Genomic DNA, 11,858 nt, shown 5'->3' with positions numbered 1-11,858 from the left:
CGCGCCGATGCTTTTTGCTGAATGGCCTGCGAATAGCGATTGAGATCCTGTTCTTTCTTACGCGCATAGGTCGCTACTTCTTTTTTCTTATTCAAACTCCAATGTTCGCTTTCTTTCGTAAAAAGAAAATTGAGCGAGTCCAGTTCGGATTGAAGCGTCCGGATATTGGTTTCCCATGTTTTGGATTCTTCTTCAAACCGTTTATTCGCGTCGATCGCGCCTTTATATTTTTGCAGCAAAATGGCTGAATTGACGTACGCGATTTTAGCATCGCTTCCACGAAATAAACTGACCGTCACGGCCACGGCGGAATACAGTGTTAACAATAAAATCGAACCGAAAATAATTTGATTCGAAGAAAACTGTTTAGCTTGTGCGAAGGGTTTCATCGGTTTCATAACTTTTTAATTCATAATTCAGAATTCTGAATTATGAATTCCTCCTCCCGTTTTTGGTTGTTAATATGATGCTTGTTAAAATTTTGATAATTTCTTCGCAGTCATTGAGTAACGAACGGCCGGATTTCTGTTCTATAAAATCGGAATCCATTAGCAATCTGATCCAATAAGATGTTTCATTGGCTTCTTTATTAGCCATTGAAAGCTTGTGAATGAAGTCAGCCCTTGATTCACCACGAATTTCCTTCTTGCACGATAGCGCCGATTCCCGTTCCGCTTCTTAAGATCTGTTTTGAAAGAACAAATTCTTTTTTCTCTTTCGATAAATGTATATAGAGACGGATGATTCTTAGCACGAACTTGTATGATTTTTCCTGAATAATATTTTGTTTCATTAGTCCATTCGAATTGTTTTTTTGATTCATAATTCAGAATTGAGAATTATGAATTTCACTGTCCGCTTCGAATAATACAGCCGGTCGAATACACCATCTCATACGATTTCAAAGGATCGTTACTGAAAACCGTTACAACCGGAACAAACGGCCCCTTGGCTGCCAGATGTTTTTTATGTTCTTCTTCCGACTTGCAATCGCAATCTTCGTAAGCCATATACCCCGAAGACGCAGCCTGCATGCGATCCACTTTCACGCCCAGACCGTTTTCAAGATTTTCGGCGCGTGTGTGCCAACACCCGTGACTGCGGCTGCAACTGTTGGGCCGGGCGAACATGCTGAAGATGTACGGCTTGGGATCGTATCCGGCTTTGACGGCGAGTTGTCCACCATAAACGTCGGCGGCAAATTCTTCTTCCGATCCACCGCGTCCGGTGTGATTTAAAATCTGATGTGCAATTTCATGCGCCAGCACAAATGCCCAGTTATTCAACGATTCACGCGACATGGCCGACGGATTAACATAAATAGTTCCTTTATCGCCGTCCCATGTGATAGCCGCAAAACCGCGCGATTGGACCGCATCGACTACAATATCTTGTTCGTAACGGCCGATCTCATTGACTTCTTTAAGCCGTTTCAACACGCCGCGCAAATCAATTTCAGTTACTGTCAGTAATTCGTTCTCTGCAAAGCCATGAAGCGGCAGAATGATTGTAACGATGAATAATATTTTTACTAACTTCGACATGCTATTTATTCAGCTTTTTGATTTCTTGCTTTAGTTTTTCAATTTCAGCCGATTGCTTTTGATTCACTTTGTTCAAATCAATGACGTACAACGTCAGTTCTTCAATTTTTTCGAGCAATTTGCTTTGCATATTACCGATATCGAGCCCTTGTTCGGCAACATCTTTGGATGACGGTACTCCGGGAAGATGTTTTTGACGTTTAATTGCTTTTTCTACAAATTCCAGCGATTTCAGCTCGTACCCGTCGGCAAATACATAGTCCGCCCATTGCTGCTGTGTCACGACAACTTTTCTGGCCCCGACAATGCCTTCCACCGCAAGCTTATATTGGCCGGGGTTTGACGTGCCGATACCGACATTGCCCTGGCTGAATGAGATATTACTGCCGTTGGTCATCCAAAGCGAAAGCGGAGCGCTCGTAGCTGATGAGGCTGAAGCAGCCGTTGTCTGTACGCTTCCGTCGGCGAAACGAATACCGTTGGATGTATAAATTTCGCCCATAACATGTAGCTTGTATGCGGGAGTAACGGTTCCAATGCCGACATTGCCCAAGGCGTACGATATGCCGGATGCGGCTTCGGTCCACACATTTTGAAAAACCGGCATGGCCGCTTGTGAATTATAACCGGCCTGCTGTTTCTGCTGAACACCACCGTTGGAATAAACATTACCTTTGACAATCAGATCGCCTTCGATGGTAACGGTGTTCGGTTGCATGCTTAAGATCGGTTGTAGCTGAGCGTTAGTTTCCTGAAGAGTTGAAAAGAAATTCAGCGACGACCCGTTAACGCCCAATGCAAACTTGTACCCTCCGCCGTAAAAGGCGATGGCATCCTGATTACCGAGCAATAACGACCGTTTGTATCCATCCGAACTCCATGCCGGCCCGCCATCGATTTGTAATCGTGCGATGGGAGGATTTTTAGTAACAGTCCCGATCCCGACATTGCCCTCGGCGTTAACAAAAAACACGCTTTTGTCTTTGACGCGGAAATCAAATCCGGCATAGTTAAGAGTCGTACTGGACGTTTGTAAATTAAAAAGTAATCGGCCTTGCAGCAGATCCATGTTCCGTCCTAGCATACCCATTTGCACATAATTGCCGTATTGCCCCTGATCGGAGGTCAGGCTTAACCCGTATACTTCCGAACCCGGGTCGATGCTTAATTTGGCCCCTTGAGGCGAACGAAGACCCAATAAAATATTGCCGGGATTCGAATTATAAACATTAAATCCGTCGCCACTTAACCAATATTGTGTCTGGCTATAAGCGTCTGTGGCGATAACAATTAAAAATGTGATAAGAATTTTTTTCATGGCGAACTCCTATTGCTCAAACAATTTATTTTTTAACTGCTCGTCCTGTTTTTTAAGATTTTTATGGATTTTGTCTTGTTGTTTGACCAGATAATCGCGATTAACCGGCATCCAGTGCAGTTTCATTTGCGCCGGTGGAATTTTGATCGTCATGGCTCGACCGTCATAAGCATATTTAGGCAATTCCGGTCGTTCAAAGCTGTCATATAAAATCAAATAGTCTGTCGGTCCATACTGCGCGATTTTTATCGACGCAATCGTTTCAGTAGTCTGAACAGGCAGATCATCAAATACGCCAAAGTCCTGAATGGCCCGGCCCGGAATCACATTGCCGACGCTTCGATCTAAGGTAAGCGACTCCACCTGCGGATTGATTACGAGCGTATTCCGTCCTTTCCGGTTTCCGAAAAAGGCGCCAGCTAAAAAACCTATCGAAGCGCCCGCCGCCGCTGCGGCAATTTGTTTGTCATTCTGCTTGAATTTTTTCCATTCTTTGGACAATACCTCACTGCTGAGTCCCTTTCCGGCGATCCAGCCGGCCAAAGCACCGATCGCTGATGTCATCCCTGTATACATCAATGATCGTCCTAATTCACCCAACTCAATGCGGCTAATAGCACGAACAGGAATTTCCTGCACTCGGCCTGCCTGTTCGATGATCAGCCGATCACTTTGCAAATCGGAAACAACACACTGAATTTGAACGTCGCCAACATGCAATACCGCAGGTTTCTTCAAATATCCACTCAATGCATCTTTGAGTTGATAATAATCATAGCTACCGTCTTTCGGATTCATTAAGGAACGTGAACCTGAGCACGAAACTAACAGCATAAAAACGGTTAGCGAAATTAATGTTGACCGTCTCATTGGATTCTCCTGATTGAAAATTGGATCGAAAATTCAATAACGAATAGAGTAAGAAAACGCTTCAACTTAACAATGCCGAGCAGCGGATTTCAATAGGCATTATGTCTGGTCAAAACCTCTGGTCGGATATTCTGGTCGTTTTTTAGGGTTGCGGCAAGCCAGGCTCTTGATTTTTATCGGCTTCACCCAATTGGCGGGAAATGTATTGACTAGGATTGATACCTAAAACTTTTTTAAAAGCTCTTCGAAAGGTGCCGTAACGTGAATATCCACATTCATTACTTACAATCTGCAAATCAGTCCGGCCCATGTCCAATAATGCCGCTGCACGTTTTAAACGCATCTCTTCAATCAGCCTTTGCGGCGTTGCCCGGCGATGAATAAACAAAACTTCATACACGTAAGGCTTTGACAGACCTGATTTTTCAACCAGTTCGTCAACATTAAAATACGGATCTTCATATCGATCTTTTATGATCTGATCAATCTGTGCCAATCGCACGCACGTTGCTTGTTTTTTCATGACCCTCATTCGACTTGTATATAAGACAAATTTTTAAATAAACGGCGAGGAAATTAATTTCCAGCCCTCAATGATAAGATTCAAAAAAGGGAGTTTTTCCATAAACTTTTCCTGTTATGGAATCTTTTCTCGCTTTTTAAATAAAAAGTTGTTAGGTAGAAAGTAACGGAATAGATCGCTACGCCCTCATGAAAGAAGTATATGGAAGATAGCAAAAACTTACAAGAAATTTATCGCATGATTGGAGTCATATGGCTTACTGATTTTCATCCTTGTTCCGCATGATTGCCGGACGTATGTTTGAAGTAAGGTTCCTCAGACCGCATAATTTTTCAGGAATAAGATTACCCTATGAATCGTTGTTAAATAAGCGTGCCAGCGCAAGGAGGACTTATGATGACTATTACCAAAATTCTGTACCCGACCGATTTCTCCGACCACTCGCATCGTGCTTTGCATCACGCATTATTTTTAGCCCGACAATACAAAGCAACCCTGCATATTCTTCATGCCATCGTTTTGCATGGCGAGGACCCGTACAACCCCGAACTGCACTTTCCGGCGTTGGATGAAATCGAGAAAGAACTCGAAAAGAAAGCTTCCGAACGGATGCTGCACATGATTCAAGATTCGTCGGTTCACGAAGTATCGATCGTTCGCGCGCAGGAAAGAGGCGTTTCGCCGGCCCCGGTCATTCTGGATTACGCCGCAAAAAACGGAATCGATTTGATTGTGATGGGAACTCACGGACGGCGTGGGCTACGCCATCTCTTAATGGGCAGTGTCGCGGAAGAAGTAGTAAGAATGGCACCATGCCCGGTCATGACCGTTCGGCATAACGGTCATGCCGCGGACAAAGTCAAAATGGACGTGATCGTCGTACCGGTCGATTTTTCAGAACATTCTCGTAATGCTTTGTCACGTGCAAAAGAAATGGCCGACATCTACGGCGCAACGTTACAGATTTTATACGTTTTTGATTTTCCCAATTATCCCGCTTTTTATCACAGTGTGGAAAATGTGGTTTTTGACAGCGTCAAACGCATCGAAGGCAAATCCAAAGATGAATTACAAAAATTTTATGGAGAAACAAAGGGACCGGAAGTGAAAGCCGAATTTCATGTCTTGGACGGCCGTGCCTCGCATGAAATCGTGGAATTTGCCCGCAAGCATAAAGCCGATCTGATTTTTATGGCAACACACGGGTTGTCGGGTATTCAACATCTTCTTATGGGCAGTGTAGCGGAGAAAGTCGTACGATCGGCGGAATGTCCGGTACTGACGGTCAAAGCATCCAAAACTATTTGATCTTACTATTCAATGAATTTCTTATTAACCGTTTTTCTCAATCAAACTTCAAGGAGATGATATGATTAAGAACATGGGAGCGGCCGATCGTACGATTCGTACAATTATCGCGATTGTAGTGGGAATTTTGTATTTCACCAATCAGATTACGGGGATTGCCGCTATTATTCTGGGTGCTTTTGCTGTTATATTTCTTTTGACAAGTTTCATCGGATCGTGTCCGCTTTACATACCATTTAAAATGTCTACGTTGGGGAAAAAAACAGAATAAAAAAACCGCAAATATACGAATCGTACATTTGCGGTGAAGATTTATTCCGGATTAATTAAGCGTTTTGGTATTCCGCTTCCTTCATTTCTTCAGGTACATCAGCAACATTGGAAACGGAGTGACCTTCTTTTGTGAAATAAGTGTAGATCGCCGGAATCACATACAAGGTTAAAAGACCTGAAAAAATAAGTCCGCCCACAACGGCAATGCCCATAGGTACTCGGCTTTCGGAGCCTGCACCGAGCGCTAACGCAATTGGCAAAATTCCAAGAATAGTTGACAAACTGGTCATCAAAATCGGCCTCAACCGTGCCGTTGCCGCATCGATGACAGCCTCGTGCACCGATAGTCCTGTCGCAAGACGTTGATTCGCAAATTCCACGATCAAAATTCCGTTCTTCGTCACTAAACCGATCAACACAATCTGCCCGATTTGCGAAAAAATATTCAACGTCTGGCCAAAAACCCATAAAGACAACAATGCTCCGGCCATCGCAAGCGGTACGGTAAACAGAATGATAAACGGTCCTCTGAAACTTTCAAATTGCGCTGACAAAACAAGATAAATCAGAATCAATGCCAGCAAAAATGCAAATAATAAACTGGATGAACTTTCTGAAAAATCTTTCGACGGGCCGTCCAATGCGGTGCTAAACGTATCATCGAGAATGTTATCGGCAATTTCACGCATCGCTTTGATGCCCTCGCCCATTGTATAACCTTTATTCAGTCCGGCCGAAACCGTCGCCGAAATATACCGATTGAATCGATACAATTGCGGAGGACTTACTTGTTCGGTCAGCGTTACCAAGTTATCCAACTGAATTAATTTCCCATCCTGATTTTTGACGTACAACGACTTCAAATCAAGCGGTTCATCACGTTTGGCTCGCGCTACTTGCCCAATAATTTGATATTGTTTCCCATCCATGATGAAATAACCGAAACGCTGCCCGCTATATGCCAACTGGAGTGTCTGGGCAATATCGCTGGCCGACACGCCCAGAGCTTTGGCGCGATCACGGTCGATATCGATTCTGATTTCCGGTTTATTGAATTTCAAATTAACGTCTACAACCTGAAATTCAGGCCGTTGGCGCGCTGCTTCAAAAAATTTAGGCAGAACGTCGCTCAGTTTTCCGAAATTCGGCGCTTGCAAAACGAATTGTACCGGTAGTCCGCCGCCGCCGGCACGAATGGATTGTTCCTGGATCACAATCGTTCGGGCTTCGGTGAATAATTTTATTTTTCGCATCAGATCGTCGGCAATTTCTTGTTGGCTTCGCGACCGATCGTTCGGATCAACCAAAAACAATCGCACGAAACCGGAATTTACCGAACCGGACGCTGAAAATGATGGCGACGTCACACTCATGACAGCTTGAGCTTCCGGAAGAGTTTCTTTGATCATATCTACCATGCGGCTCAGATAGGTATCCATATATTCAAACGTTGCACCTTCCGGCGCAGTAGTAGAGATTTGAAGCCAACTGCGATCTTCAAGCGGAGCCAATTCAGAAGGAATCGAAGCACCCAAAACAAAAATTAAAACGGCCGAAAAACCCATAGCCACAAATCCCAACCAACGCCGACGCATAAAGGTATACAATGTTTTACGATAGCCATTACTCAATGCGACAAAAAACGGCTCCGTAATATTGTAAAACCAATTATGCTGCATGTGAGTTTTTATGATACGCGTACTCATCATCGGGGTCAAAGTCAGTGAAACGAATGCCGAAATGATCACCGAACCCGCCACGACAATTCCGAACTCACGAAAAAGTCGTCCGGTCAAACCTTGCAAAAAAATCACGGGCAGAAAAACCGCGGCAAGCGCTACGGTCGTCGAAATGACGGCGAAATAGATTTCAGCCGAACCTTTAAATCCCGCCTGCAAAGGCGACATTCCTTGCTCAACTTTCGCATAAATATTTTCCAGTACGACAATCGCATCATCAACCACCAGCCCGATCGCTAACACGATTCCCAACAACGTCAACACGTTGATTGAAAAATCAAAAATATACATAATAAAAAAAGAACCGATTAGCGAGATTGGAATTGCCAAAACCGGGATCAAGGTTGTCCGCCAATCGCGGAGAAAAAGAAAAATAATCAACACCACTAAACCAAAAGCTATAAAAATTGTTTCCTCCACTTCTCCGATCGATTTCCGAATGTATTTGGTAATATCGAAAGCATACTCTACTCGCAAATCTTTCGGAAGTTCGGCTTTGATTTGCTCCACTCTCTTGTAAAACTCATCTGCGATGGCAATATTATTTGCGCCCGGTTGCGACACGGCAACGATACCAATGGCCGGAATCCCATCACGTTTTAAAATCGTCCGCTCATTTTCCGGACCTAATACGGCTTGTCCTATGTCTTTAAGACGTACGATATTGCCGTTTTCTTCCTTGATAATCAGATCGTCAAATTCAGCCGGTGTGGTCAAGCGTGCGATGGTTCGTACGGTAAGTTCCGTCGCATCGCCTTCGATTCGCCCGCTGGGAAGCTCGACATTTTCACGATTGAGTGCATTACGAATGTCGAGCGGAGTTAATTGATAAGCGGCCATTTTGGCCGGGTCAATCCAGATCCGCATCGCATATTTTTTTTCGCCCCAGATACGGATTTCGCTAACTCCAGGAATAGTTTGCAGACGCTCTTTGAAAACATTATTGGCAAAAGCGGAAATATCAATTAAACTGCGGGTATCGCTTTGCAGATTGATGGCAACGACAGGCGAAGCATTTGCATCGGCCTTCGTGACAACCGGAGGATCGGCATCGACCGGTAAATTACGCATCGCTCGAGAAACGCGATCCCGTACGTCGTTAGCGGCAGCCTCGAGATCGATTTCCAGATCGAATTCGACGGTAATGGTACTCCGCGCTTCACGGCTGGTCGACGTAAGTGAACGGATACCGGCAATACCGTTGATGGATTCTTCAAGAGGTTCGGTAATTTGAGATTCAATCACGTCGGCATTGGCGCCGGTATAATTCGTACTGACCGTGACAATCGGAGGATCGACGGCGGGATATTCCCTGATTCCAAGATAGGTAAAACCGATAACGCCAAAAAGTATGACAACGATATTGATGACCATCGCCAAAACCGGCCGACGGATACATGTTGCTGATAAACTCATAGAAGGTCCTTTAATTACTCAAATTCCAGAATTTTAACCGGAGCGCCGCCGCGCAATTGTAAGATCCCGGTTGTAATCAGCGTATCATTCGGCTGGATACCGCTGACGATTTGAATCTGATTTTCTGTGCGCATACCAATTTCAACGCTTTGACTGACGGCCTCTCCGTTTTTAAACAAATAAACTTTTTGTCCTTTCAATTCAGGAACCAACGCCTGAGTAGGAATCAATAAAGCATCATTGATCTCGGCAAGAACTAATTCAACGTTCGCAAACGCTCCGGGCAAAACCCGGTCATCGCTGGTAAATGAAATCGCGCGTAATTGAACCGTACGTGTAACCGGATCGATTTTTGGTTCAACGGCATAAATTTTACCGCGGTATTCTTTGTCGCTTCCTTGTATTTTGAAACTAATCGCATTACCGATCCTGACCGATGCGGAATATTTTTCAGGTATCGAAAAATCGATTTTTACGCCCGAAAGATTTTGCAGACGCGCAATCTGGCTCGAATTGGTTATAAAGCTCCCTTCACTGACGTACTTCAAACCGATCACACCGTCAAAAGGCGCCCGCAACTCTGTTTTTTCAATTTGCGCTTTGATCAAATCGATATCGGCTTTGACGATATTGAGTTCATTAAGAGTAACGTCGTATTCACCCTGGCTGATGGCGTTTTTTTCGAGAAGCTGGCGTTGCCTGTTTTCATTAGTTTCAGCCAATTTGCGACGTGATTCAGCACGCTCTAATTGAGCTTGCAATTCAGAATCATTGATTTTGATCAGTAATTGCCCTTTGCTGACGCGTGAACCTTCCGTAAAAGCGATTTGCATGATACGTCCCGAAATTTCGGTGTGCAGTTCAACTTCTTCGTTAGCTAAAATCGTTCCGGTAGTAAGTACGCGATTACTGAGTTTCTCCGGTTTGATCACGTGCGCTTTCACCGCGATCGTCGGATCCGCAGTAATGGAAGCTGTTCCGGCGTTAGTTTTTTGTTCGGAAGTTAATTTGTTGATTGAAAAAGCTAAAACGATAACAAACGTAATTCCAATTAAAGAAAAAAGACGAATTTTATTTTTCATGTACATTAACCTTTGTCATGTGAGTGGCCTTTAATATCCACGGCTTCAACTTCATCCAGGAATGCTACCGCGCGGCGTAAATGAGGAATAACAATCGAACCTCCGACGACCAATCCGACGCTCAACACTTCGAACATCTCATCGCGGGTAACACCGTTTTCCTTACATTTATTAATATGATAGGAAATACAATCATCACAGCGCAATACAAGGGAAGCAACCAAACCCAACATCTCTTTTGTTTTAACGTCGAGAACACCTTCCTGGTACGTCAGAGTATCGATCGAAAAAAAACGTTTGATAACTTTGTTGTCTTGTTCGAGAATGCGCTCGTTCATTTTATGACGAAATTCGGTAAATTCTTTGAATCGATCGCCCATGATTAGACTCCTTAGGGTGAAATCGGTTGAATACTTTCAGAATTCTTGAAGATCCTAATGTATGAAAGCTTTAGGAAAAAAGCATTTTTTTAATAGGATTCATTTTTTGAGGAGCAGTCAGGATATACGCATAAAAAAGATTAAAAGTTGTATTGCTACGATATTTTTAAACAGGCATTTAAGCCGTAAAATAAATCAAAATTCGCTTGACAACGGCATAAATTTGATGTATAGTGTAAATGCTCGGTGAGCACATGCAGGTTAATTTCCTTTCATCTCAGTTTTTCTTGTCGACGATCCGGTCTTAAAGAAGAATCAGATTTAAGTTTTATAAATCTCAAAGTGTATGGGCGCTTTGAGTTTTTTTTTATATCCCATGTTTAACACTTTCAGGAGACTTTCCATGGATTCAAAGAAACTATACGTTGGTAACTTGTCGTACAGTTGCGATGAGCAGAGCCTTACGGACCTTTTTGGACAAGCAGGTTCCGTCGTATCGGCCAAAATCATTACCGATAAAATGTCCGGCCGTTCCAAAGGTTTCGGCTTTGTCGAAATGGCAACCGATGAGGATGCTAAAAAGGCCATCGAAATGTACAACAACTTCAATTTCCAAAACCGGAATTTGGTTGTTAACGTTGCCAAACCACAAGAAAAGAGAACGGATCGCTCTTTTTCAAAACGCTATTAATCGTTAAGTTTATATAGCTGGTTTAAATCCCGGGAACATCAGTTTCCGGGATTTTTTTTCTCTACCTAGTAGCTCACTCTTTTAAACTTCCATCGGAAAAATAAAACCTGATGAAAATCATGTGATTACATCCGGATTTGTTCTAAACTGTTCGTGTTAATTCACATTAAAACGTTAACGTATTAGGATTGAAGAATGGAAGCTTCTAAGAAATACAAATCTTTTACGTATCAAACTCAATTGCATTGGCTCGAAAACCGGGCGGGAAAACTCGGGTCCGAAGGAAAGCCGGAATTTCGCGTGGCGAGTCCGCCTGAATTTAAAGGCGAAGCAAGCGTGTGGACACCGGAAGATCTATTCGTGGCAGCGGTAGATACCTGTACAATGACGACTTTTCTTGCTTTTGCTTCGCGTAAACAGCTCCACATCGTTGCGTACTCAAGCCATGCGGAAGGCTTGCTGGAATTCACTGACGGCGGCTATCAGTTTACGAAAATTGTTATTCGCCCGGAAATTATTGTGCAGAGCAGTGAAGCCATTCCCGATGTTGAAAAGCTCATTCATGACGCACACGATAATTGCCTGATAGCGCGGTCAATCAAACCAAAAGTAACCATCGAGCCTGTTATTCGTACTGAATAAGCTGATAAAAATAGCAGATTGAAGACTTGATAAATTTTATTTGTGGGCAACTCTGAAGAATTAATATCCATT

The 11,858-nt window shown here is 43.5% G+C and carries 12 protein-coding genes and 1 pseudogene; 4 read left to right on the top strand and 9 right to left on the bottom strand.

Features of this window, described 5'->3' with window-relative positions:
* The 6 genes and pseudogenes from K1X84_12170 to K1X84_12145 form a co-directional block, all read right to left on the bottom strand.
* Window positions 1-398 (bottom strand): OmpH family outer membrane protein (locus K1X84_12170; protein ID MBX7152391.1); only part of this gene is annotated, 398 nt, incomplete at its 3' end.
* Window positions 399-429: 31 nt separating this feature from the next.
* Window positions 430-793, bottom strand: a pseudogene (locus K1X84_12165) (four helix bundle protein).
* 55 nt (window positions 794-848) lie between these two features.
* Window positions 849-1,544 (bottom strand): hypothetical protein, encoded by a 696-nt coding sequence (locus K1X84_12160; protein ID MBX7152390.1) that lies wholly within the window; start codon window positions 1,542-1,544, stop codon window positions 849-851.
* A gap of 1 nt (window position 1,545) precedes the next feature.
* A complete protein-coding gene (locus tag K1X84_12155; GenBank protein ID MBX7152389.1) occupies window positions 1,546-2,862 on the bottom strand; it encodes a hypothetical protein in 1,317 nt (438 codons plus the stop codon).
* A gap of 9 nt (window positions 2,863-2,871) precedes the next feature.
* On the bottom strand, window positions 2,872-3,732 hold the full coding sequence (locus tag K1X84_12150; protein MBX7152388.1) for a hypothetical protein: 861 nt from the start codon (window positions 3,730-3,732) through the stop codon (window positions 2,872-2,874).
* Between the two features lie 142 nt (window positions 3,733-3,874).
* Entirely contained in the window at window positions 3,875-4,255 is a 381-nt protein-coding gene (locus K1X84_12145) for an AraC family transcriptional regulator (GenBank protein MBX7152387.1), read from the bottom strand.
* 393 nt (window positions 4,256-4,648) lie between these two features.
* Between K1X84_12145 and K1X84_12140 the strand changes: the two genes are divergently transcribed.
* Window positions 4,649-5,563 (top strand): universal stress protein, encoded by a 915-nt coding sequence (locus K1X84_12140; GenBank protein ID MBX7152386.1) that lies wholly within the window; start codon window positions 4,649-4,651, stop codon window positions 5,561-5,563.
* Window positions 5,564-5,624: 61 nt separating this feature from the next.
* Complete coding sequence (locus tag K1X84_12135) at window positions 5,625-5,834, top strand: DUF2892 domain-containing protein (protein ID MBX7152385.1); 210 nt, start codon at window positions 5,625-5,627, stop codon at window positions 5,832-5,834.
* Between the two features lie 55 nt (window positions 5,835-5,889).
* Here the strand turns inward: K1X84_12135 and K1X84_12130 are convergent, their stop codons facing one another.
* From K1X84_12130 to K1X84_12120, 3 genes are read right to left on the bottom strand one after another with little or no spacing between them, the layout of a single operon-like run.
* On the bottom strand, window positions 5,890-8,991 hold the full coding sequence (locus K1X84_12130) for an efflux RND transporter permease subunit (protein MBX7152384.1): 3,102 nt from the start codon (window positions 8,989-8,991) through the stop codon (window positions 5,890-5,892).
* Between the two features lie 14 nt (window positions 8,992-9,005).
* A complete protein-coding gene (locus tag K1X84_12125) occupies window positions 9,006-10,073 on the bottom strand; it encodes an efflux RND transporter periplasmic adaptor subunit (protein MBX7152383.1) in 1,068 nt (355 codons plus the stop codon).
* A gap of 5 nt (window positions 10,074-10,078) precedes the next feature.
* Window positions 10,079-10,453: a carboxymuconolactone decarboxylase family protein gene (locus tag K1X84_12120; GenBank protein MBX7152382.1), complete on the bottom strand. Its 375-nt coding sequence runs from the start codon at window positions 10,451-10,453 to the stop codon at window positions 10,079-10,081.
* A 403-nt stretch (window positions 10,454-10,856) separates the two neighbouring features.
* Here K1X84_12120 and K1X84_12115 point away from each other — a divergent pair, with 403 nt between their 5' ends.
* Complete coding sequence (locus tag K1X84_12115) at window positions 10,857-11,144, top strand: RNA-binding protein (GenBank protein ID MBX7152381.1); 288 nt, start codon at window positions 10,857-10,859, stop codon at window positions 11,142-11,144.
* Between the two features lie 195 nt (window positions 11,145-11,339).
* Complete coding sequence (locus K1X84_12110) at window positions 11,340-11,786, top strand: OsmC family protein (protein MBX7152380.1); 447 nt, start codon at window positions 11,340-11,342, stop codon at window positions 11,784-11,786.
* Window positions 11,787-11,858: the final 72 nt, after the last annotated feature.

The organism is bacterium (genome assembly GCA_019695335.1).
Lineage (GTDB): Bacteria > CLD3 > CLD3 > SB21 > SB21 > JABWBZ01.
This window is presented reverse-complemented; position numbering and strand designations above follow the sequence as displayed.

Coding starts and splice junctions, on each gene's coding strand:
- K1X84_12160 (MBX7152390.1), bottom strand. CDS start 1,544: ATGTCGAAGTTAGTAAAAATATTATTCATCGTTACAATCATTCTGCCG.
- K1X84_12155 (MBX7152389.1), bottom strand. CDS start 2,862: ATGAAAAAAATTCTTATCACATTTTTAATTGTTATCGCCACAGACGCT.
- K1X84_12150 (MBX7152388.1), bottom strand. CDS start 3,732: ATGAGACGGTCAACATTAATTTCGCTAACCGTTTTTATGCTGTTAGTT.
- K1X84_12145 (MBX7152387.1), bottom strand. CDS start 4,255: ATGAAAAAACAAGCAACGTGCGTGCGATTGGCACAGATTGATCAGATC.
- K1X84_12140 (MBX7152386.1), top strand. CDS start 4,649: ATGATGACTATTACCAAAATTCTGTACCCGACCGATTTCTCCGACCAC.
- K1X84_12135 (MBX7152385.1), top strand. CDS start 5,625: ATGATTAAGAACATGGGAGCGGCCGATCGTACGATTCGTACAATTATC.
- K1X84_12130 (MBX7152384.1), bottom strand. CDS start 8,991: ATGAGTTTATCAGCAACATGTATCCGTCGGCCGGTTTTGGCGATGGTC.
- K1X84_12125 (MBX7152383.1), bottom strand. CDS start 10,073: ATGAAAAATAAAATTCGTCTTTTTTCTTTAATTGGAATTACGTTTGTT.
- K1X84_12120 (MBX7152382.1), bottom strand. CDS start 10,453: ATGGGCGATCGATTCAAAGAATTTACCGAATTTCGTCATAAAATGAAC.
- K1X84_12115 (MBX7152381.1), top strand. CDS start 10,857: ATGGATTCAAAGAAACTATACGTTGGTAACTTGTCGTACAGTTGCGAT.
- K1X84_12110 (MBX7152380.1), top strand. CDS start 11,340: ATGGAAGCTTCTAAGAAATACAAATCTTTTACGTATCAAACTCAATTG.